This window comes from Haloterrigena turkmenica DSM 5511 (assembly GCF_000025325.1).
GTDB lineage: Archaea > Halobacteriota > Halobacteria > Halobacteriales > Natrialbaceae > Haloterrigena > Haloterrigena turkmenica.
Map to the genome: position 1 here is coordinate 1 of NC_013746.1, position 20,792 is coordinate 20,792.

The following is a 20,792-nucleotide window of genomic DNA, read 5'->3' on the forward strand; positions in this document are numbered from 1 at the left end:
ACACTGCAAGACTTCGTCTTCGACGGTCAAATTGTTGAGCCCAATGCAACGATATACCGAGTAATTGGAAGTAGACGTAAGATTCGCTTAGCAGGGATCTGGAATACTGTCGGCACTGACAGTCTTCACCGGCACTGAGATATTACATTTCTCGTCACTGATCGCGATCGTTACACTGTTAATCAGCGACGGACAATCACATCCTCATTCAGTTGACACTCCCACTGCGATTGAACGAAGGGGCTCAACGTCGGCTTCTAGCCGGCGTCTTCGGTCGTGTTTAGTTTATAGCATTGTGCCAGACAGCGAAGGCTTCGAGCCATGATTCTGCTGTTAACGGTTTTGCGTGGCTGAAGCAGTTTGAGAATGAAGAGGTACGTCGTTTTATCTCACGAAAGACACATTCAGCAGTGTTCCGATTTCCATGTTTTTCGTATCGAAATCGGAGCCCAGATCGACGAAGTGCAGTCTGGAGATGTTTTGCTCCATCGACGGAAAACCAGTATCTTTGACATCGTGTTTCTCGGTTCGAATCACAGTTTCGTCGGCGCAACGTGATTCGAATCCGCGTCAGTTGTGGGCTGTAGACCAGCTTTCTGTACCTAATCGTGAACGGCCTTACGCGATCGCTCGACACCGAACTTCTCGAGTTCTCGAATGGTATGCCAGTGCTCGGTCCGGTATCGGCACCCGGCGTAGCACTGCCCAAGACGAGTTGTCGGTAGACAGTAGCAGCGAATGCTCGTTCTTTTGACACGGGGGTAGAGTTAAGCCGGCCGGTATTGAATCATTCACACACGGGTGATCCGATAGATGGCTATGGTCGACGACCCACGTCCTCCACTCCCCAACTGGGTGACGGACGCCTACACCGTCCTCGAGACCGATATCACGGAGAACGCGGCCGATAGCGGCCAAAGCGGGGTGCCAGCGATCAGCCGTGACCAGGCCGCCGACGTACTCTGTGCGGACGACGACCTGGCGCTCGAGCCCGATGATGCCGACTATGCCCTGAGACGGCTCCTCAATCGCGGCTATTTCTACGCGGTTGACAACGAACTCCGGCTCACCTCTCCACCCGGCGAAGACTGACCGCGCTGCGGATTCAGGGCAGAATACACCTTGTTGCGAGCGCCTTGCTCCCGACAGTACGGCTTCTGGTTGTATCGCGGTCACTTCACGACTCCCCCTTCGAAAATTCTGCTCCTCACTCCCTGGATTACCATCTCAGTCTGTACCAGTATCACCTTGATCGTCGCTTCCAAACCGTTTCTTCACGAGCGGCCAGCTGGAATACACCAGCAAGAATGGGATGAGGACTACAGACCATCAGTTCATAAAACTGTGGCAACACCTCTTCAAAGTCAACCAGTTTCCGCCAATACCAGAACGCCACAATAAACTCGAGTCTCCCAGAAACCACTGCTAATAGTCCCAACACCAGCCTCTCCAGGTCTTGGATCGAGACCGGATGGCTCCTTCTGATGGAGGGTGGATGGAAGGTAGACCAAGAACGGCTGATGACTGGTTACGGCGTCAGTGGGCCTGAAATCACAGTATCCGATGATGAGCAAAACCGTGTTGATCGGAAACCGGTGGAACTTCCGTTGGCGCCGTACGAAGATTGTGCGTACGTAGATAATCAGATCTCGAGTAGATACACCGGTTTGCAGGCTAATATAGGCTGACTTGGTCTTGTTGAATTTTCTGCTGTCCGAATGGAGGGGAGATTCATCGACTGATCTTGAAGACGTTTCTCTAGTCCTCGCTAGGTTCTTGAGGAAAATTGCATTAGGTGAGCATGAGATATACACTCATAATTGACGGGTGGTTAGTATTAACACGGGTGTCGGTGTTGCTGAAACCGAATGAGGGATCCTTCAGACGGATCATCACCAGAAATGGATAGTCTTACGCTTGATATCGTTGTAGCGGTTGCAGCCGCTCAGGATGAGGAGATTGAAGACCTTCCGCCGTTAGCACACCGTTTTGATCCGGTTGCCTTGGAACGTTTTGTTGAGAGTTCGACCATACCAACGTCCATTGTAGTTGAAGTGTACGGATGTGTCGTCGAAATTGATTCCAACGGTAACGTTGCAGCAACAGATGCCACCACCTGAGCCATCTATCCGGATCCTTCGTTGAATGACGAAGCCAGTAGGATCGATTGAGACGAGATCGAGCGGCTCAGCGAGATTCTTGAGTGCCTCTACTTCGTTTCGCCCTGACTGGCAACCCTGCTGGACTTGTCTCTTGTGACGTACCATCGCCCCTCCTTGGAGTCGATGGGCATGGTGATTCTCGGCCTCGGATATCCCTTGTACAGCGCGGTTCGCCAGTCCAGCGGGCAACGGACGGACCCCGCACTCGAGGAACTGAGAGCCGCCTCTGCCCCGGAGACCTCACGGACGAGGAGTTCGAGGAGCGCCGCGAACGCTTGTAACGGGAGCGGTAGTACGCTGGTGGACACGTTCTGGGTCGGGCGCCGCCACTTCTGGCCGGTAGTGCCCCCGTTAGCGGTCGGATTCCGCTGGTCGGTACGAGCCTTTGCTGAACGTCACTGTTGTGTCGAGAAACCCTTCCCGAGCGGCCATCGCGGCGTATGATCCGTCGGTTCATCTGTATACCCCAATCGGAACAGATGCTGCGGAACACCATCGCCGATCGCTGCCAGATTCCCGCGCTCGTCCTGTTTTTCGGGAAGTTGCAGAATCTGACTCATCGGGTGTGGCAACGGAGTTAGCGCTGGCACACCTGTACCGTGGCGAGATCCACCGGATGAAGTTCTGGCATGAACGGCTCGACCGCACATCAAACTGGGCGGTACTCGTTATGAGTGGTGTACTTACATGGGGCTTTTCCGGCACTGATCGCCCGCATTACATCCTCTTGTTAGGAGTAGTAGCATTGGCTGTTGACTCGAGTAGTCGCGTCATCGTCGTTGCAGTCTCCGGGCGGCCGGCGTCGGTGACAGTGATCGGGACGGCGATCTCTGGTGCGTCTTCGAGAACGTCACCTGGCGATGAGAGCTGCGTCTCGAGCAGGTCCCGGATCCGATGGATGTCTGGGCTCCGGAGCACGACCGATCCGATCAACTCGCCATGTGGATCCGCAGCGTCGACCGTCGGTGAGAGCGACGGCTTACCGGCGTCGGTCTCGAGGAGATAACGGTAGGGAGCGAACACACCGTATTTCGATTGGATGAGTACCGATCGTGTGATTGACTCGGCAAGTCCCTCGAGGTCGGCACTCTCGCGGCCACTAGGGACGCGAACGTCACGAACGACATCGATCCAGTAGCGTCGAGTAGATGGATGAGAGAGCCCGCGAGACCGTGACTCGAGCGCATGATCTCGGCGCCGAGTGCAGATATGTCGTCGCCGGTGGCTCGAGAGGGCAGAGTCGTCAGCTCCTCGAGCGTCTCGCCTCACTTAGCGAGCGTTGTGCGGAGGATCTCGGGGTTGTTGAGAGCGGCCTCGGAGAGTCCACCAATGTTTCGAGCGCCACGAAGGATTGCAGGCGATTCATCGAGTGTGTCGACTATCTCTCTGAACTCACAGCCCGGATGTGGCATGAAATTCGGCTTGAGTTGCGAATGGGTGATCAGTCAGTACAGGTGATGGAGATATCGGTAGCAGTGATGATTATTCAAGAGCTTGTTCCAAAGAAAACTCTTGAACAATTCTGATAAGATCGTCCGGTTCAAGTGGTTTCAAGACATAGCCATCTGCTCCGAGATCATCCGATTGTAGATCATGTAGCTCTGGTCCTGTCCCCGTCAGAACAATTACTGGGATTTGTTTTAGACGTTCGTCATTATTTAGCTTTGTTAGTATCTCTTCCCCGCTCTTCCGAGGAAAGTGCCAATCAAGAAAGATAATGTCCGGGTGAGGTGCATCAACATAGCTGTCACGTTGATAGAGGAAGTCTAATGCCTCGTCACCATCAGTAGCAACAGAATAGGTGCCATAAAATCCGGCTTCCTTAAACATCTCCTTTGTGAGACGCACATCCCCTGGACTATTCTCAATTAAAAGAATTTCGCCCACATACTTAGGTTCGGCCACTATTCTGTCACAGACTCAGCGACTAATAAATATTCGTATTTCTAGTGTTATTGGCATCACTCTTCAGAATAAGATTACTGAACAAATTTGCAAACTTACCGTCCCCAGCCGAGCCACTTATCTTCACACACCATCTGGTTCAATCATGAACAACCGCCCTCAACCTCCAGATGAGGCGCAAATATTACTGGTCGAAGACAATCCCGGGGATGTGCGTCTCCTTGAAGAAGCCTTCCATGACGGTCAGATCAACAACCAACTCCATACTGTCACTGATGGCCAAGCAGCACTAGACTTCATTCACCGCAGAGACGAATACGAGGATGCGCCTCGTCCAGATGCCATCTTATTAGACCTCAACTTACCACGTGTGGATGGAGAAGATGTTCTTCACGAAATCAAACACCACCCAGAGCTGAAAGATGTTCCCCTCATTATTCTGTCTGGTATGGACGGAGATATCGTTGAATCACGCGACCTTGACCATGATGCAGACGAGGATGCAGTCATCGAAAAACCGGTCGACCCCGACGAGTTTCTTGGCGTGATACGGGAGTTCGACGGCTTCAAACTGTCCGTCGTTCGTACTGGTCAGTAAGTCGTTGCCCTGTACTTACCGTTTGTCGGGTAGTCACAGAAAGGGTATAGGAACGTTTCTCTGACACCCTGTGTTCCAGCGTATCACCGAAATGAACTCGAGTTCACTCATGAACTCCACAGCAATAGGGACTATCAATTGTGAACTCCAGTTAGTGGGACCCTCCACGAGCGACACGGCGCCGGGTCGGTCAACATGAGATAGGTGGACTGTCAATCCTGGCGGCCAGCACGTCCTGAACTTCGGCGGCTTCCAGCCAAGTGGACTGTCTGTCCTGGCGACTAGATATCACTGAACTCGAGCAACAACAAGGGACCATCGTGCGTGTTCCAGAGGGTGTCAGTGACCGATCCGCATGACGTTATCTTCACCCAGTCTGGAGCGAACTATATGTTCACTACACTTTCTGCTCTCCAGTCACAAGAGTGGGTACGGTCGGGAAATGGTTGTCAGAGGCACCTCCCACCGCATTATTCTTGATTTTACGAGCGGGTATAGAACTTTGGGTGTTTTTCACAGAATTTCCCAATTACTATCGGAAAGAAAAAACGTGGTCTTGTCTTCCTGTATTTACCGTTTGCCGGGTAGTTACAGAGAGGGTATAGGAACTTTTCTATGACAGCCTGTGTTCCGGCATATCACGGAACTCGAGCAACAACAAGTAACTGTCCATCTTACGTGTTCCAGAGGGTGTCAGTGACCGATCCGCATGACGTTCCTAATTGATTCCTCAAACTTCGTACTATCTGGTGGAGTATCGAGTTCTTCTAGTGAATCAGGTTTCGGACTATCTTCTAACAAGGCGAATAACAGTTGCCGACGATGGACATTCGATACTACTTCGTATAGTTCATCATGGACTTAACTCATGAAAATGACCAGTGGATATCCACACATAAAGTATTCCTCCCAGATTCATCCGAAAGAAACGTTTTGATTATCTGGGTGAATCAGCTTCTATTCAGTGTACATCTCTGTGTAACAACTATTTCAGGAACATCACGTCTGAAGAATGAAGTTTCAGTAGGGGCCAAATCTGGTGTCTTCAGTGAGAATCTCCTCTGCGTCGGTGGGACGATGCGCTACCAGAACTCGGCTAACAGTGAGCTAAGCGATCATTCGGTGGAGCGGTCTCACTGTCCCTTCCCGGGAACTTCGAGGGCAGCGGTGAGTCGCTGGAAGAATCCTTGCCGGTGGGTGTCGGCGCTCTCGACGGTCTCGTAGCTGGTCTCGATTGCACCGTTCTCTCGGTAAGCGAGCAGCGTTAGTTCGGAGCCGTCAGCACGTGCCGCGACGCCCTCCTCGACGGCTCCCGAGGTCGTAACGACGACTGGATGCGCATCGATCGAGTTCGCGAAGGCGCAGAACGCGTCGATGCGTTCTTCATCGGGCGTCTCGTGGATGCTCACGATCCGCCGCTCGTCCAGTAGATCGTCCTCGGCGAGGACGTGGACCGATCGAGACGCTCCGTCGTCAGTGACGGTCGCATCGATTTCCGTCTCGAAACGGCGGTCCGCTAACACCTCGGCGATTGTCTGCCGGGCGTCTTTTTGGCGATCGAGCCACTGCTCACCGTCAGCTGTGAGACGGTATCGATACAGTACTCGCTCGATCGCGTCCACCGGCGGGAACAGCGAGAAACACTCGCGACACCAGAGGCGTTCGTCGGGGATATCGAAGATCTCCGAACACTCCTCGCAAACATAACGGTCCGTCTCGTCTACGTCGGAGGATTCGAGATCCATCTCGCAGTCCGGACAGCGGTACCCATCCGCGGCGTCGAACTCCGTTTCGGGACCGGCGTATCCGCAGACGTGTTCGAGGACGGTTGTCTCGATGGCGTGTGCGCTCCCACATGCCGAACAGACGGTGGTGTACTGCAGGCCTTCGGTAGTACACTCTGGACAGACGTACACCTTCGAGACGAACTCGTTCGCCAACACGCCTCGGGTAGCGAAGTGCTCGAGGACGTCAGCCGGGTCATCGTCGACATCGTCGAGGAGTTGCGTTACGTTCGGGTAGCTGACGGTTCCCTCGGCAGAAATTTCGGGCTTGTACTCCCCATTTGGTATCAACTCGTCGATAATTCGAAGCTCCCCTGGTGAAACCATAGCTCTCTACATACTGCAATTCCAATCGCTGTATATCTTCCCCTAATTGACTACTGTTATTATAGATGTTTGTTTGATATTTTGTCTCTCTTCTTCTCATAGCCGGAAGCCACCGCTTCAGCAGCATCGTAGATTTGAGTGATTGGGCTGTTATCGACGATTGCACTGAGCTCGTCCTTGAGGACCGGCTTCGCGGACAGGGCACACTCTTCTCGAAGGTTCGTTACCTGCATTGTGGACTCGAGTGCGTCTGTTTGAAAATCCGAATCCGCGATGACGAGGTGATCGCCGGTCGAGCGGGCAGTCGCTTCGATCAGCAAATCGCGAACGGCTATCCGGTCGCCATCGGTAAAGTGTTCGTCTTGCAGCCGAGTTGCCTCGAGCGCAACGACCTGACTTGGGAACAGCACCGGGAGATCGCTGAGATACTCACCACTCGAGCGGTCAGTTCGATATCAAACCGTCAGTCTCGGTGGCGACGAAAAGAGGTATGACTCGCTGAATGAGCTGTGCGACTCCGATCGGGACCGACTCGAGGACGACGCCGGCGTCGGGGAGCAGATGACCGATGCGGTCCTCGAGCACAGAAGATGACCATCACCTGAGAGTAAGACCTTCTCGTTTAGGAGATAGCATCCCGTACGCCTTTTACCTCCTCGGCGCTTACTAGTAACTAACACAACACGTTTGGAAAAATGGACTCAGATCAAAACCAACCGAACGAAGTTGAAATATCACTTGAAGAGAATGGGGAGTTGGAGCTTACAGCAATTGATATCGACTCGGAAGGTCTTCCCCTCAATTTCTCGGTCGAGGGCGTGATCCGAGATATTGATTCCAATGTCTTAGACGACATAAAAGAAAAAGAACTAAAACCAATCGCTGTTCGTCTTCGACTTCTTAGCGGCGACGAGTAATAGCATTCCAAACAACAGGTCTATTTGTAGAAGCGCGTGGAAAGGAATGCGCATGGAGACAAACGATCAACGTGCATCCCTTATACCAGATGGAGGACGAGTCTTTCAAACTGAGTACCACAATGAACCACCGGTTCGGGCAGTTGTACGCGCCCTTTCTATCCTCGAAAACAGGTCGATCGAGCACGTACCGCCTTTCTACGAGTATGCTGATTCCGATGCGCTGAATCAGCTGATGGAAACGGCCCGTGATTCAGATCAGGAGATTAGTGTCGAAGTGACTGTTGAGGAGTACAATATTTCGGTCGAGAGCGACGGGACGATTGTAGTTAGCGATCCCACCGCTGATTCTGAACTCTCGGAGTAGGCAGCGTCCAGCCGAAGATTGTGATAAACATCGGCAGCCTCTGCTGTAGGCGGGCAAACAGTGCGGAAGCAGATTCAGAATTTTCACTTGAAACGTGGAGGTTGTTTTCCCGTGACTAGCGATCAAGACCAGACCTCGGGCGGAGCCCGGACGTATACAGATGAACAGTTTCTCGAATGGATTCCCGAGGAACGCAGTCAGCACATAGCGACGTCTCTCATCAAACGGCGTGTAGAGTGTACGTTCAACACCGTCAATCGCCGAGTGGCCGCACTTGCCGACGAGGAGGGAACCGACTGTGTAGACCTAGAGTCGAAGGAGGTAGTTAGCCCTGAGACTGTCGATGGGAGCAGTCGACCGATGTTTGGTTTCGGAAACGCACTGGCCGAAGTCCTCGAGGAATAGCCTGCTGTCCAGTCTGTAAAAACAACTACCCCATAGCACACCATGGGGTTATCAGAAAACGTCGAGAGAGCGGCTATCGCCCCACTCGAGAAACAAACACTTAGCCCATAGGGGAAGCCTCTTCCAATATCTGAAAGTATGAGCACTAAGAAATCCGGTGGACAATACTCGGGGATATGCGGGGCCACGAACAACCGAGGGGAGCCGTGCAAACTCCCTGTCGGGAGGGAACGCCTGGTTCACAGAAAGGGCGCTGTAAGTTCCACGGTGGCTCGAGCACAAGATTGTCCGATATCTCGCACCTGGAGGACGACAACTTTGCCGAGGTCAATCCCGGCGGGGACGCTCCGATCGGTAACGACAACTCGGCCACGCACAACGGTTGGTCCGACCCGGACAAGTACTATGATCGGCTCGAGGGCAAGGCGAACGAGTACGTCGATGAGCTGGCAGAGTCCTACATCAAAGAGTCCAAAGCCGACCTACCAGAGGACGAGAGACGGAAGAAGGCCCGCCGACTAGCGACGTATCATCTACAGTGGGATAGTGCGGCGGCTGATACCCTCGAGCGTGGCGTTGTACTTGAAGAGGAGATCGAACACGAGGGAGAGACGTATATAATCTCGAAGATCAACCCGGCTTTTGAAGCCGATAATCGGATCAACAGCAAGCAGATGAAGCTCATGCGGGAACTCCGGGTCTACAACTCTCCAGATGGACTCTCGTGGACCGAACAATAGGAAGACAGTGATAACCTCCACCGAATCGCTAGACCATTCACCGATTGTTGGGTGATGTTTTATTCGGCTGGCAAGCGTTATGGTCCATGATGCCCCGAACAATCGAACTCGACGACGACCTCGCCGAACGGATAGAGGGCCACCTCGAGGATGGCGAGACCATCGAGGAGTACATCGCGGAACTGGTCGCGATCTACGAACAGGAAGGGAGGTTCCTGCAGGAAGGGGCGTAGGTCGGGGCTCTCGCGGGGGGCTGATCACCCAGTTGTGACTGTGGAGTTTGAGAACCAGGGCAGAACGACTCCCTGCTATATCTCTACCTTCTGTCCAGAATCATTTAAAGAGAAAATCCGGTTCCGGTGTCCTTTTCCCGATCCTACTGAAAGTCACAGTTGTCAGAGGCACGCTGGTCACTATCAGCGTATTCTCCCCTTGGCCGATCGGCCGGCTTTGTATATCCAGATTGTATAGATACAATTTCGAGGGCTAATTGCCCGAGTTTCGACTACCAATTGTAGAACGCCGGCGAGAACAACTCCCTGCGATAGCTCTATCTTATGACCAGAACCACTTAAGAACGACTGGGTCGAATCCATCGCAGGAAATACCTCTATGCATTATTTGGGGCTTCTTACTGCTGTTCACGGAGACTAAACAGTATTAGGGTTTTTGAGAATGGGGGGGAGTGGTGACACTCGCGGCCCTGTCGCAGATCAAGGTGCAACGCTGGGGGTGGCGCGTTGCACCGCAGAGGCTCATTCCTATCAGCGAGCCGCGAGTGTGGTAGATGCTACCACACCCTGGCATATAAACTACTCTGAACTAACTCCCAGTTGTCTCATCAATTCTACTATTCGAGGATAGTAGTGACTAAGATTGGTACAACTCTCAAACTCGAGAACCCAAAAGACGACTTACTCACACTCGAGATCATGCGAGGAATGCGTTGGCACGGACGATCCGACACTACCGGGACCGACTCGAGGCACTCGATCTCCTCAAGCGTCTCATCTGCTTCATCAAATTCCGTCGTATAGCACTCGCTGAGCAGGTCTGCGAGTATCATCCCAAACTAACTCCACGACCTGCTCGCTTCTCAAACCACGCTAACTAGACGGTGCCACTTACAATCATGTGACAATATATCATACTGTCGGGGCAGTGCACGTTATCGGCCTCTGTCCCGACAACCGGCTGCTGAGATCGGCCGAAGCTCCCATTTCGCCATCTCTCAGGAGCCGGTTTTCTAGAAACCAGCCCGAAGGCTGATTGGAGAGAGGAGAAATCGGCTATCATAGTGGTGTGACTGGTGAGGTTTGCGAGGGGATCTGATGGCTGGGATTAATGGCTGTACGTATTGGAGTTGGAGCCAACGCCGTCTCAAAATGGAGGAGTTGACCGATTCTGACACGCTGCGAGCGTGGGATGTATAGTGTCGCCGGGGGATCATTATTCCGGGGTACGCGGCAGAGATCGCTGAATTGCGTCAACTCCAGCGGGAATGGGAACGAGAAGACGAACCGTTGCGATAACAATGTCACGGATACCTTTCAGCTTGGAGAGCTGCCATTCCACAAGTTCGCGCGGAGTAATCAGCGGTAGCGGAGGAGGAGAACGGCTAACTACAGCCACAGGGTGATAGCTACGCCAGATCCCATTCGGAGATGTAGTCGAGGAGAGCCTCCAGTCGCTTATCTGGCCAGTAACGCAGTTCTTGGGAGCGTGCATCGTACTCAACAATCCCTGCATCGGTGAGTTTCGGGAGGTGGATATGATGGACCGTCATCTCGAGCTGATCGCGTCCTGGCCGTGTGCCAGTTCGCTGGGCCTCTTGATCCATGAGATGGGTGATGAGTTCGGTGACGGTTGCGGTCTTCTCGGGATCATCGCGAAGGACGTGCAGCATATCGCGGCGCTGATTCGATGCTAACAGCTCGAATACGGCGTCGACTGAGAGAGTAGCGCTGAGAACGTCGGATTCGGGTTCTTGCGGTTCTGGCTGGTCAGCGGTGTTGTTTCCGTCATTGTTTGCCATTGTCTATCATTAGGGGGCGCTGACTATGTGAACATTTGGCAAGAAATGTCACGCAACTCGAGGATTGCTATTAGGTACTGCGTCTCTCAGTGACGCAGCTACTCTGACGCAAGTGCTGGTACTGCCTGGCTATTTGCGCTGTGACTCGAGTCGTGCGGTTGTTTCTATTGTCTTCTGAAGTTCAATGATCGATCGATCCAAGTTCAGCGGTTCGGGGAGTTGATCGGCTACGTTGTGGACGTCCCTGAGGAGCACTTTGAGTTGCTGTTCTGTAGGGTTCTCGACTGTGTCTGTGTCACTCATGGTGGCCTCCGGTACTCCCACACCATCCTGCTAACCATGAAACAGTGGTGTTGGCTAGCTAGAATTCGATGTCGACATCCGATTCAGATTTTGGGAGTTTATTACGCAGGAGTAACACTCCTACCGCACCTCGAGAGACCGCTTCGTGTGCTTGGTAATTCGAGACGATGAAGGGCCATCAAACTTACAACAGATTGCTGGTATTCGTTACTCGACGGGATACAGATCTCTGTCGTTGCCGACAGCTTTCGTCCGATATGGGACATCACAATCGGACACTCCCGTCGCCGTAACCGTTCCAACATCACCTCATGACATCCCGTACATAGTGTGACAAGGTTTGATATTCGGTGAGTCGACCGGGCTACTGCTCTCGGAACAATATGAGACACTTCGAGTTCCGTCATCCACTGCACTATTTCGCCCTTCGAGGGGAGTTCGGTCGGGTCGCCCATTGTTCCGCTCATGTCTCTCATTGTCTCTTCGTTCGCTTTTGGCCGCGCTTCGAGTTCGAAGTAGGTACGCAACTCGTCAGGATTCTCGACGAATGGAACGATGCACTCACGCACGTACAGCAACACCTCGTGGAACGCTCGAGCGAGGTGTTCCAAGTGCCTGACTGTCACCTCGTGGCGTTGCTACTGTCTTCAGCAACGTCTCGGACGGCTTGCTCGAGGCGATCGGTAGTGTGGTGGGCAAGCTCATCGTAGAGGAGTCGGCGGGCAATCCGGTCCCACTCTGCGGCGTTCTCAGACATCTAATCCGCTCCCGTCGCGGGTAGTCGCTTCGACACCGGCGCCGTGGAACAGTGCGGTCTGATCCGGCAGTTGCTACAAACGTGTAGCGTCCCGTTGTTGGCCGCAAAGACACGGTGATAGGCTTCCGTCATGTGGGCGTCGCAATTGTCACAGGGGGCATGATTAGTTGTCTTCGAACCGGTAGCCGTCCCGATGAGAGCCGTGTTCTCGGTCGATGTCTTCGAGCACTTCGCGGTCACAATCACGGCACCGGATATACTTCGTGCCGGTGAGATCGCCGTGCCTGTCGTATTTCGGACGGGGTCTTCCCAGACGTCGGTCGTTTCACTAACTTCGCAATTGCCTTGAACCGTGGATTCGTATACAGACATGGGTTTGTTCTCTAGCTTTGAGACAACCCGGACTCGGGTGGTCCAAGCACCCGGGCTTCCTTCCATCCTACTCACTGAATCCGAGCGAGAAACGATCCAAAATCCAGAGTCCAACGACAACCCCTACGTAGCCGTCTCTTGAGTTCGGTTTAAGATTGAGGACGAACTACCGGAGGACATCGAAATACTCCGTGAGCACCGACCGGATCTACTCGAGGAACTGCAGGAGGTAGTCTGCAAAGCTGATAATGATGGAGGACTTAGTAACAGCGACTGTCCGCGGTGTTGGGTAACGGCGTCGTGGAACGGGGAGCTGTGTAAGAATTTAGCTATACCGACGCTGGGCGTCTGTCATGAGTACATAGATCATATGTAGACGACGAGAGCGATACGGTCCAGCTTGCCGAAGAGGGGGAGTGGAAGTCCTAAACGCGGGGACCGATGAGTGTGAGATTCCAGAGAACGAAACGACTGCTCGACCGCTTATCTGCCACCGGAAGACAGGTGAGAGCGACAGAGAATATTGGTCAATTCTAGTGAATTCGTCCGTAAGAGTGGCTATACTCTGATTGAGAAACAAACACAAAGCTCACAAGGGCACTGTCTAGTTCCGCGCTTCTGATGTAGAATGGTGTTTCAGCGCCTGTTGCAGCAATATCGTATGATACCGGATCATCACTTCTTCTGAGGCATTTGCTGAAGCAGTCGACTGTTCGCCGCTCGTGGAACAGGATCTAGTTATATCAGATCACATATAGTGGTTTCACAACCGATTCCGTCACTTCGTCATCGTCCTGTCTTGCGGTTTTCCGTATCTAGACAGTGCTCTGCTAAGAGAAGTGCATCCAGCGCGTCTGAATCGGTTGCTTCTGTGAGAGGAGGAAGGTCCAAGGAAGAACAGTCTTCCAGAACAGCAATCACAGACCAGACCCCCGCACTTGGGTTCTCATCAGCTCCCAGTGTGTATTGGTGCGTCGTTTATGAGTTGTCGGTATTATTCATTTCTTAGAATGGGATTTGCTCGAGGAAATCTTCGCTCTGTGCATCGAGGTGGTCTAATCTGGAGCCAAGCATCTCCCGGACTAACATAACAAGCGCATTGTTCTCACCATTGCCGGTAATCGCGGTCTCAGTTTGAATCCCATGCTCGTTCTGCTTGCTGAGAGTGCCGAGCATGATGGCTTCTCGATCGGCAAACAGCAGACGGCCCACCTTTTCGCGTTCGGGAGGCATATTCATCCAGTCTCGCCGGGGTTCCCAGAGTGTCGCCTCGGGAAGTTCTTCGCGGACGCAATCGCGGATCGCCTTCGTTTGCGTCCCAATATACACCTCAACACCACGATCGATGGCGTCTTGCAGACACTGCAGACACGTCTCTTCAATAAGGTCTTCGTCGGTATACATGAGAAACAGTTCTTCATCAGCATAATTACAGAGCGCTCGACAGCGTTCGATCACATTAGCACGGCCGTCAATCCGCCAGATGTCTTGCGATGGCTCAGCAACTGAAAAAATTGCCCGCGGTGTCTCAGTGAGGGGAAGATTAAACCAGTCATTTTCTTCTAAGACAGGATGACTCCGATAGCTGACAGCGCCACTCCGAGCGTCGTATTCGATCAGCCCAGCCGTCACAAGTTTTGGGAGGTGAACGTGATGCAGGTCAGCACAGATGGCATCGATAGTCGCGGAATCAAGAGTCTCCTCCTTATCTACCTCATGGGCAGCAAGTTCCCTCGCGAGTGCAACACGCGACAATGGGTTGTCATAGTCAGTAAGGACAGAGAGCACGAGTCGCCGCCGCTTATACATGAGATTAGCGAGGACATCATCCCACCCATTCCAGTCTGTTTCAATAACACGTGTGAACGTCGGATTCTGTAATACCGGATGATTGGATGTTATGACGGTTTCAGCCTCTCTTTCCCAGTTAATCAGACCCGCTGTCTCGAGAACCGGAAACTGGCTCTGTTTGAGATCAATCCGGCAGGTCTGCATTTCATCTTCAGTGACGTCTACTAGCCGCTTTTCTTGCTCTTCAGCGATGAGGTGGATCGCTACTTCTTCGTCGGAGACTGGTGCAGTCCGATTCTGGAGAAGATTAAGTACAGTGCGACGGCGCCTGTTGCTCAAGCACTGGAGGATCTCATTTATTTGTCTCTCTGACATCGTCTTTGGACTCTCGAAGAAGTGCCTCGTGATAAGACCTACGCCATTAATCACGGCGCGCTTTAAGTGTGATTTTAATATGCTAACGATATGAGACAATGTCTAGTTATTATTTCGTCACTTCCTCAGCAGGAGTGCAGTCGTTGAGTGCCTGATTCGGCCGCTGTGTATTGTAATAATGGACAAAGGCGGTGAGTCAGCGTTGGGCGCTGGCTCGCCACCCCATCCACGTCTGGTGGAACTGATCGATCCTCATAGCTGCCGGCTGCGAGTTTCGTGGTGAGATCCTTGTTCGGCGCAGTCAGACGTTCTCGATAATTTCTGCAAGGTCGACCAGTTCGAGGTCGTCGCGTTCGGCGGCGGCCTCACGAACCGACTGCGTGAATCCGCTTCTGGCGAAGAGCACGTACTTCCGCTCCACGTCGCCACTGTTGGGTGCCCATCGAATTTCGTCGGCATGGTCTTCGAGCGACGCGAGTGCACCGTAGTCAAGTGGCGACGACGTGAACTTGCACTCGCCAGCGACCATCGTCCCATCGTCCGTCAGACCGACGACGTCGACCTCGTGTTCCTTGTACCACCACCGACCGATGTCGACGAACGTCTCTGCGGGATACAGTTCGGGAAGTGCATCCTGACAGAGCCTCTCGAACTCTTGGCTCACGAAGTCGGCCATCTCTGGTTCGATAACTGTCTCGTAGGCGTCGTCACTGAGGCGCTCGTATCGGTCTTCGTTGCCGTAGACGAACCGGAACCAGAACCGGAACAGAGGGTCGACGATCCGATATCTCCCCCGTCGTGACTTCGTCTTGTCTTCAGTGATCGGGACTTCACGCTCGACGAGACGAAGCCGTTCTAGCTTCTGGGCGTACGTCGAAATCTGCTTCCCATCGATGCCGACTGTCCCCGCAATCTCGTTCGCGGTCGTGTTCCCGGCGGCGATCGCTTTCAGGATGGCGAAGTACCGGTTGGGTTCGGTGAGTTCGGTACGCAGGACGTACTCGGGTTCGTTGTGGAGGAATCCCTGCTGGGAGAGAATCGAGCGCTGGATGACAGTTCCGAGATCGTGGTCCAGTTCGACGCCGTCGAGGTAGTACGGCGTCCCGCCGAACACGCCCCACGCGAACATCTGTTCCTCCGGGGTGTACGAGTCGGGGAAGAACTCGCACGCAGCGTCGAAGTCGAGCTGTCGAAGGTCGATCTTCTCGGTGAACCGGCCGTACAGTGGGCTGTTCCCGAGGAGCGTCGCCTCCTCCATCATACTGATCGACGAACCCACGAGTACGAGCGTCGCGGCCGTGTCCTGTATCTCCTGGTCCCACAGCCGCTGGATGACCGACGGGAGGCTCTCGTCTGCGTCGATGAGGTACGGGAACTCGTCCAGTACGACGACTGTGTCCTGCTCGGCGAGGTAGCCCAGAAGCGACTCCCACTCCCCTTTGATGCGGTCGACGCTGGGAAACGACTCCGACGCGACATCGACGAACTCGTCAAGTTGCACCTGCGACGTTGTCTCGGTCGCCTGGTAGAAGACGGCATCGTCGCGATCGGTCAGTGACTGCCGAACGAGTTCCGTCTTCCCGAGCCGGCGTCGGCCGAAGATGACGACCATGCCAGCCTCGTCGGACCCATAGCAGTCCCGAAACCGCGAGAGCTCGGTCTGTCGGTCTATGAATCGGTCCATACTGTCCCATGATCGGACATCAGTATAAGCGTGCCGGATAACCAAACTCAAAATAGGCTAATTCAGAATTGGCTATTCTGAATTAGACAACCAGATACGTTCGTCCTGCAAGCGGTTGGCGGGACGGTCGGTCGAGGGCTGCCGGCCGCTCGAGTGTCTCTCCACTCATTGCTGTCCCTCCAGCACTGGGGGTTGGTCATTGGACGCGACAGTAGTTGGTGAGGGTCAGAGAACAGTCGCTTTGAATGGGATGATGTCCACGAGTGACCGCTATGTGGCGGCCAGCCGTGAGTGGTTGATCCAGATTCGAGATCTGGATTCACCACATCTGAACGATAACTTCAGGAGTTAAAAGACATTTTCAACAGTTAGCAATATAGGTGGAGTTTATTTGGATACACATGAAAGTGAGCACGGTCTTCTAGATTCGCGTTCTATCTGCTCGAGATGATCGGTCAGCGGCGGGCAGTACGCGCGCAGTGGCAATTCGTAGCCAGGGATCGACCGAGATAATCGAGCAGTCGCTAAGTAGATCACTGTACTAGAGAGGCGGGTCATGGATCAATCGCCCAACCATGATTCGATGGCTCGCATCTCCCTTACTGCTGCAACGGTCAGTACTCTCCCTGTACTGAACGGCAACTACACGTGCGAACTGAACATGCAAACCAGTTCATTCAGATATCTGATTATCAGAGATAATCGTTTTACACCGTACCAACCGTTATCTAGCCACGGACTGTAAGTCTCTTCCCCTTCGCGGGAGTCCCATGAACATTCATACCAACAAACTGACCGTAGAGGCGTACGTCCGTCCAGACGGACTGGTTGAGCCGATCGACACCAAAATCGACGCATTACACCGACTCGACGCTGCGGATCATATCGACAACCTGGTGATACACGCGTGGCCGGCGGCAATCACGCTCACAGACCAACCGCCCTACAGCAACGCGATCGATGCATTTCAACAGATGGAAATGTGGGCCGGTGAACACGGGGGCAGCATCCAACCGCCGTTCAGCGTTCGGACTTCCACGTCCACCTTTACGAACGAAATAAAGACCACGCTCCGGACACCGATGATGTGTCTTGCGGTATACGTTGAAGAGCAATTGGCGAGCGTCTTCCCACACTCCCGGGGTGACGATCACCACGGAGTAATGGACGCGATTGCAGCCCTCAGAACGGACGACCTTGAGCTATTTCCGTATGTCCCTGATTCGGCTGCACCACCCCCGAGCCACTGTCCAGAATGCAGTACCCAACTGACAACCGTACAGGGAATCGGTGTATGTCAGTGTTGTGACCGAGTCGAAGTCGGCACTATGCCTCATCACGAGCGAAGTCAGCGGTCAGAGCGTAAGCTGCGACCGTGAGCTAAGAACACCCTTCCCCGGTGACAGGGTCGATCGGCTCGAGCATAAGGTGTAGCCTCCTGAGCCGCGTCTTGAGCGTCCGCCTGCAGGTGGTCGTATACCTGTACTGATCACCCTACTGTGTTGAAGAAAGAAGGAAGGCGGCATGCCGATTGGCTAGCAGTGGCTGCTCCTCTATGAAGGCTCAATAGGAGTGGAACTGACCGAAATCGGCCTGATAGCCTCTGAGCTAATAGGACTGGTACACTAATTAGATGACTTCACGGTCGAAAAATAGGCGCTCAAGGCTGTAGCGTCCACTTCCATACAGAACGAGGACAAGGAAACCCGCGAGATAGAGCAAACCGAGTTCTCCTCCATTTTGAATTGGAACAATTCCCTCTGGAAGATGGGCAATGAACTGAGCGACGACCATCTGCCCGGCCGCAATAAGTGCGACAAGCCGAGTGAGTAAGCCGACGACGATAAGGAGGCCACCGACTAGCTCAATAATACCAGCAGCACCGTACATGCTGATTAGTGGCGCAGTGCTTCCACTTCCATCGATACCTCCGAAAAGACCAAATAATTTCTGAGCACCATGCTGCACGAATAAGAGTCCGACAAGAACACGAAATGCAAAATAAATTTGTTCTTCATACGCTTTCACCCGGTGACCGAGTAGGGCAGACCTGCTATTTCCGGATTGATACTCCGAAGTCGAGTTTTGGTTGTCATGGGTAACGTCAGATGACATCGCCCGAATTTTTCACCCTTTTACATATATATTTCAGGTTTCCTTTATCCAACTAAGTTACGTTAGTGTGACCGGCCCCGCAGGAGTACCCGGCTAAGGATTCATCGCTGTTGGTCCAGTGATCGGCTGTTGGGAGACTGGTTGTCCCACAGCGATCGGCGTCTCGCGATTCGGTCGCTCAGTGCCAGTCAACTGTGCGGCCAGTCTGGCCCACGGCGCAACAGCAGGCTGATCCGCCAACGACCACGGATCGGACGGCCAAAAGAGGGTTCCGCCGATCGGGTCCTCAGAATCGCCGTATCGGTCCGGTGGAAGTATTGTCTCGAGTAAATAGCTAGCCGTTGCAAGGACGGCCGCCACGACTAATTCGAGCCAGAGATCTCTCTCAACTTCTATCCATACACTCCGATATTCGGTACTATTATTCGGACCTTGGAGAATACCTACCTATGCGACGACGCGCGATGCTTGAAGGTGCCGGAACGGCACTCTCAGCTACGCTGGCTGGGTGCGGAGACCTTATCGAACCAATGGACGATGAAAGCGAAGAGAGCCCCAATCGAAACAATGTGACTGACGAGAACAACGAGGACGACACTGAAAACGAAACTGAACCGGCCAGCGAACCAAGTGACTTAGATGATGACGACTCCGGCAACGAGAGTGATGAATCCGTCAATCCGGCTACGCTGATAATCGACGACTTCGAGGACTACAATAGCGGCGGTCAGCTGGGTCCATGGACACGTGACGGAACCGGCAATGCCAGAGTCTCCTCGAGCGCGGCCTTACACGAGGACTCGAGTCAGGGTATTCGGCAAAACGGCGACTCGAATATCCGTTCCTTCCCTGGTCAGGGGCTACCGAACTATCCTGAAGACGGCCGCGTGGTTTCGGTACTTATGCGTCCTGACTCGAGCACCTCCCAGCCCTGGATCCTTCTCGGAATGGGGGACAACGTGTGGGCCACAGAAACCCCAGGGTGGCGGCTTATTGTTGACCCGAACGGTGGAATTCGGATTGCTCGAGAGACAGGGAATGATGTTGTAATTCTTGACAAGAACACGAGACTCCCAAATTTGGTTGATAGAACTGTTGACTGTCAATTTGTTGCTGACAGTTCTAACGGGGTTGGATTCCGGATCAAAGACCTTGATGGTACCGTACTCGGCACCGTTAGCACAAGTGTGACGGATGGCATCGCGGACGAAATGAGTATTGGCTTTCGGTCGTCACAAGGCGTTGACTGGGATCGGCTGCGATTCGTCGACGGCGAGAGTGACGGCTGAGCGACACAGCTCAACATTCACGATCGTCTCGAGTAACTTCACCAGCGGTCTCTTGGCACCGTCTAGTTAGCTTCTATCACCGGTTGACGCCGTCTCTTGCAAAATACTTCTGCGACCTCGTCGAGCACGGCCTCGACGAGGTCGCTGCCCCTGACACTGTTGATGTCGATATCGACCGATTCAGGGACGTGATGATCGCTGATGGAACTGTTCTACGGTTGCACGAATTTCTTTCCGAGGAATACGAAGCCGGAAAGAGGAGCAGGCTGGAGCGAGGCTCCACCTGCTCTATAATGCCACTAAACAGACAATAGAACGGCTCGACGTGACTGACGAGAAAACGCACGACAGTACGTTGTTTAACACAGAATCGTGGCCCGAAGATTAGCTCGTTTTCTTCGACTGAGCCTACTTCAAGTACCGCCGCTTTGCGTTGATCGATGAGAACAACGGCTACTTCGTGAGTTGGCTGAAAGAGAGTGCAAATCCGGTCGTAACGGAGGAATTACGGGAATGGCGCGGCCGCGATATTCCCTTGGAAGGTGGGCAGGTCCACGATGTTGTGGATGATCTGCACCGCGAGTACATCGACGTGGAAGTCGAAGTAGCGTTCAACCGAAGACCGTACGCGGGCCGCAATCACGCGATACGAAGCGGTTCCGCGTCATTGGCGTCCTCCTTGCGGACGCCGACGACTACCACCCGTATATCACGAATCTCCCATGCGAAGAGTTTCTCCCGGCAGATCTAGCGGCACTTTATCGCTGTCGGTGGGAGGTTAAGTTGCTGTTCCGTGAGTTGAAGACGCAGTACGAACTGGACGAATTCGACACGAGCAACCCGGATATCGTCGGTATAGACACTAT

The 20,792-nt window shown here is 53.4% G+C and carries 22 protein-coding genes and 5 pseudogenes; 13 read left to right on the plus strand and 14 right to left on the minus strand.

Translation table 11 applies throughout. The features are described from left to right. Positions 1-280: 280 nt before the first annotated feature. Positions 281-665: pseudogene (locus HTUR_RS26190) on the minus strand (IS6 family transposase); the annotation flags it as partial. 148 nt (positions 666-813) lie between these two features. On the opposite strand from HTUR_RS26190, the gene HTUR_RS23240 reads away from it, so the two are divergent. From HTUR_RS23240 to HTUR_RS26615, 4 genes and pseudogenes are all read left to right on the plus strand, one after another. Further along, positions 814-1,092, plus strand: coding sequence for a hypothetical protein (locus tag HTUR_RS23240; protein WP_012945807.1), 279 nt, complete (start codon positions 814-816; stop codon positions 1,090-1,092). 776 nt (positions 1,093-1,868) lie between these two features. Next, a complete protein-coding gene (locus tag HTUR_RS26985) occupies positions 1,869-2,120 on the plus strand; it encodes a HalOD1 output domain-containing protein (RefSeq protein ID WP_148225468.1) in 252 nt (83 codons plus the stop codon). A gap of 171 nt (positions 2,121-2,291) precedes the next feature. Then, a pseudogene (locus HTUR_RS28245) lies at positions 2,292-2,443 on the plus strand (SHOCT domain-containing protein); the annotation flags it as partial. A gap of 284 nt (positions 2,444-2,727) precedes the next feature. Continuing rightward, positions 2,728-2,916 (plus strand): annotated as a pseudogene (locus HTUR_RS26615) (DUF2270 domain-containing protein); the annotation flags it as partial. A 728-nt stretch (positions 2,917-3,644) separates the two neighbouring features. On the opposite strand, the gene HTUR_RS26200 reads toward HTUR_RS26615, so the two are convergent. Further along, positions 3,645-4,067, minus strand: coding sequence for a response regulator (locus HTUR_RS26200; protein WP_085943689.1), 423 nt, complete (start codon positions 4,065-4,067; stop codon positions 3,645-3,647). A gap of 145 nt (positions 4,068-4,212) precedes the next feature. On the opposite strand from HTUR_RS26200, the gene HTUR_RS23260 reads away from it, so the two are divergent. Next, on the plus strand, positions 4,213-4,665 hold the full coding sequence (locus tag HTUR_RS23260) for a response regulator (RefSeq protein WP_012945810.1): 453 nt from the start codon (positions 4,213-4,215) through the stop codon (positions 4,663-4,665). A 1,133-nt stretch (positions 4,666-5,798) separates the two neighbouring features. Here the strand turns inward: HTUR_RS23260 and HTUR_RS23265 are convergent. From HTUR_RS23265 to HTUR_RS27695, 3 genes are read right to left on the minus strand one after another with little or no spacing between them, the layout of a single operon-like run. Beyond that, a complete protein-coding gene (locus HTUR_RS23265; RefSeq protein WP_012945811.1) occupies positions 5,799-6,776 on the minus strand; it encodes a TackOD1 domain-containing metal-binding protein in 978 nt (325 codons plus the stop codon). 59 nt (positions 6,777-6,835) lie between these two features. Further along, positions 6,836-7,186 carry a hypothetical protein gene (locus tag HTUR_RS27690; RefSeq protein ID WP_012945812.1) on the minus strand — a complete coding sequence of 117 codons (351 nt, stop codon included), beginning with the start codon at positions 7,184-7,186 and terminating at the stop codon, positions 6,836-6,838. A gap of 34 nt (positions 7,187-7,220) precedes the next feature. Beyond that, positions 7,221-7,361: a hypothetical protein gene (locus HTUR_RS27695; RefSeq protein ID WP_187291519.1), complete on the minus strand. Its 141-nt coding sequence runs from the start codon at positions 7,359-7,361 to the stop codon at positions 7,221-7,223. A 110-nt stretch (positions 7,362-7,471) separates the two neighbouring features. Between HTUR_RS27695 and HTUR_RS27000 the strand changes: the two genes are divergently transcribed. The 5 genes from HTUR_RS27000 to HTUR_RS27705 all read left to right on the plus strand — a co-directional run bounded on the left by HTUR_RS27000 (position 7,472) and on the right by HTUR_RS27705 (position 9,438). Continuing rightward, on the plus strand, positions 7,472-7,693 hold the full coding sequence (locus HTUR_RS27000; RefSeq protein WP_148225469.1) for a hypothetical protein: 222 nt from the start codon (positions 7,472-7,474) through the stop codon (positions 7,691-7,693). 52 nt (positions 7,694-7,745) lie between these two features. Further along, positions 7,746-8,060, plus strand: a complete 315-nt coding sequence (locus tag HTUR_RS27005) for a HalOD1 output domain-containing protein (RefSeq protein ID WP_148225470.1) — start codon at positions 7,746-7,748, stop codon at positions 8,058-8,060. 111 nt (positions 8,061-8,171) lie between these two features. Beyond that, positions 8,172-8,465, plus strand: a complete 294-nt coding sequence (locus tag HTUR_RS23275) for a hypothetical protein (protein ID WP_049942097.1) — start codon at positions 8,172-8,174, stop codon at positions 8,463-8,465. Between the two features lie 284 nt (positions 8,466-8,749). Continuing rightward, positions 8,750-9,205 (plus strand): hypothetical protein, encoded by a 456-nt coding sequence (locus tag HTUR_RS27700; RefSeq protein ID WP_049942098.1) that lies wholly within the window; start codon positions 8,750-8,752, stop codon positions 9,203-9,205. An 89-nt stretch (positions 9,206-9,294) separates the two neighbouring features. Further along, positions 9,295-9,438 carry a DUF7557 family protein gene (locus HTUR_RS27705; protein ID WP_449271841.1) on the plus strand — a complete coding sequence of 48 codons (144 nt, stop codon included), beginning with the start codon at positions 9,295-9,297 and terminating at the stop codon, positions 9,436-9,438. A gap of 1,409 nt (positions 9,439-10,847) precedes the next feature. Here HTUR_RS27705 and HTUR_RS23290 read toward each other — a convergent pair. The 8 genes and pseudogenes from HTUR_RS23290 to HTUR_RS23300 form a co-directional block, all read right to left on the minus strand. After that, the gene (locus tag HTUR_RS23290; protein ID WP_012945815.1) at positions 10,848-11,240 is read right to left on the minus strand and encodes a winged helix-turn-helix domain-containing protein; all 393 of its coding nucleotides are present in this window, start codon (positions 11,238-11,240) and stop codon (positions 10,848-10,850) included. Positions 11,241-11,369: 129 nt separating this feature from the next. Next, positions 11,370-11,543 (minus strand): hypothetical protein, encoded by a 174-nt coding sequence (locus HTUR_RS27710; protein WP_012945816.1) that lies wholly within the window; start codon positions 11,541-11,543, stop codon positions 11,370-11,372. Between the two features lie 101 nt (positions 11,544-11,644). Continuing rightward, the gene (locus HTUR_RS28730; RefSeq protein ID WP_394298221.1) at positions 11,645-12,019 is read right to left on the minus strand and encodes an HNH endonuclease; all 375 of its coding nucleotides are present in this window, start codon (positions 12,017-12,019) and stop codon (positions 11,645-11,647) included. A gap of 281 nt (positions 12,020-12,300) precedes the next feature. Further along, positions 12,301-12,738: a DUF7563 family protein gene (locus HTUR_RS28865; protein WP_449271840.1), complete on the minus strand. Its 438-nt coding sequence runs from the start codon at positions 12,736-12,738 to the stop codon at positions 12,301-12,303. Between the two features lie 720 nt (positions 12,739-13,458). Further along, positions 13,459-13,632 (minus strand): HalOD1 output domain-containing protein, encoded by a 174-nt coding sequence (locus tag HTUR_RS28735; RefSeq protein WP_226377589.1) that lies wholly within the window; start codon positions 13,630-13,632, stop codon positions 13,459-13,461. 45 nt (positions 13,633-13,677) lie between these two features. Beyond that, positions 13,678-14,838, minus strand: a complete 1,161-nt coding sequence (locus HTUR_RS23295) for a DUF7344 domain-containing protein (RefSeq protein ID WP_012945819.1) — start codon at positions 14,836-14,838, stop codon at positions 13,678-13,680. A gap of 109 nt (positions 14,839-14,947) precedes the next feature. After that, a pseudogene (locus tag HTUR_RS28250) lies at positions 14,948-15,094 on the minus strand (integrase core domain-containing protein); the annotation flags it as partial. Between the two features lie 45 nt (positions 15,095-15,139). Then, positions 15,140-16,522 (minus strand): ATP-binding protein, encoded by a 1,383-nt coding sequence (locus HTUR_RS23300; protein WP_012945820.1) that lies wholly within the window; start codon positions 16,520-16,522, stop codon positions 15,140-15,142. A 770-nt stretch (positions 16,523-17,292) separates the two neighbouring features. On the opposite strand from HTUR_RS23300, the gene HTUR_RS28590 reads away from it, so the two are divergent. Further along, positions 17,293-17,901, plus strand: a complete 609-nt coding sequence (locus tag HTUR_RS28590) for an HTH domain-containing protein (RefSeq protein WP_012945821.1) — start codon at positions 17,293-17,295, stop codon at positions 17,899-17,901. Positions 17,902-18,151: 250 nt separating this feature from the next. Here HTUR_RS28590 and HTUR_RS23310 read toward each other — a convergent pair whose 3' ends face one another. Continuing rightward, positions 18,152-18,637 (minus strand): DoxX family protein, encoded by a 486-nt coding sequence (locus HTUR_RS23310; RefSeq protein ID WP_012945822.1) that lies wholly within the window; start codon positions 18,635-18,637, stop codon positions 18,152-18,154. A gap of 530 nt (positions 18,638-19,167) precedes the next feature. On the opposite strand from HTUR_RS23310, the gene HTUR_RS23315 reads away from it, so the two are divergent. Further along, positions 19,168-19,926, plus strand: coding sequence for a hypothetical protein (locus HTUR_RS23315; RefSeq protein WP_049942101.1), 759 nt, complete (start codon positions 19,168-19,170; stop codon positions 19,924-19,926). Between the two features lie 71 nt (positions 19,927-19,997). Beyond that, positions 19,998-20,784, plus strand: a pseudogene (locus tag HTUR_RS26225) (IS4 family transposase); the annotation flags it as partial. Positions 20,785-20,792 lie beyond the last annotated feature (8 nt).

Bases quoted from the DNA above. Each gene is read 5' to 3' on its own strand.
- HTUR_RS27005 (WP_148225470.1), top strand. From the start codon at position 7,746: ATGGAGACAAACGATCAACGTGCATCCCTTATACCAGATGGAGGACGA.
- HTUR_RS23295 (WP_012945819.1), bottom strand. From the start codon at position 14,838: ATGTCAGAGAGACAAATAAATGAGATCCTCCAGTGCTTGAGCAACAGG.
- HTUR_RS28865 (WP_449271840.1), bottom strand. From the start codon at position 12,738: ATGGAAGGAAGCCCGGGTGCTTGGACCACCCGAGTCCGGGTTGTCTCA.
- HTUR_RS28590 (WP_012945821.1), top strand. From the start codon at position 17,293: ATGAACATTCATACCAACAAACTGACCGTAGAGGCGTACGTCCGTCCA.
- HTUR_RS26985 (WP_148225468.1), top strand. From the start codon at position 1,869: ATGAGGGATCCTTCAGACGGATCATCACCAGAAATGGATAGTCTTACG.
- HTUR_RS28730 (WP_394298221.1), bottom strand. From the start codon at position 12,019: ATGAGAGACATGAGCGGAACAATGGGCGACCCGACCGAACTCCCCTCG.
- HTUR_RS27000 (WP_148225469.1), top strand. From the start codon at position 7,472: ATGGACTCAGATCAAAACCAACCGAACGAAGTTGAAATATCACTTGAA.
- HTUR_RS23240 (WP_012945807.1), top strand. From the start codon at position 814: ATGGCTATGGTCGACGACCCACGTCCTCCACTCCCCAACTGGGTGACG.
- HTUR_RS23260 (WP_012945810.1), top strand. From the start codon at position 4,213: ATGAACAACCGCCCTCAACCTCCAGATGAGGCGCAAATATTACTGGTC.
- HTUR_RS23300 (WP_012945820.1), bottom strand. From the start codon at position 16,522: ATGGACCGATTCATAGACCGACAGACCGAGCTCTCGCGGTTTCGGGAC.
- HTUR_RS23290 (WP_012945815.1), bottom strand. From the start codon at position 11,240: ATGGCAAACAATGACGGAAACAACACCGCTGACCAGCCAGAACCGCAA.
- HTUR_RS27710 (WP_012945816.1), bottom strand. From the start codon at position 11,543: ATGAGTGACACAGACACAGTCGAGAACCCTACAGAACAGCAACTCAAA.
- HTUR_RS27705 (WP_449271841.1), top strand. From the start codon at position 9,295: ATGCCCCGAACAATCGAACTCGACGACGACCTCGCCGAACGGATAGAG.
- HTUR_RS23310 (WP_012945822.1), bottom strand. From the start codon at position 18,637: ATGTCATCTGACGTTACCCATGACAACCAAAACTCGACTTCGGAGTAT.
- HTUR_RS23315 (WP_049942101.1), top strand. From the start codon at position 19,168: ATGGACGATGAAAGCGAAGAGAGCCCCAATCGAAACAATGTGACTGAC.
- HTUR_RS23265 (WP_012945811.1), bottom strand. From the start codon at position 6,776: ATGGTTTCACCAGGGGAGCTTCGAATTATCGACGAGTTGATACCAAAT.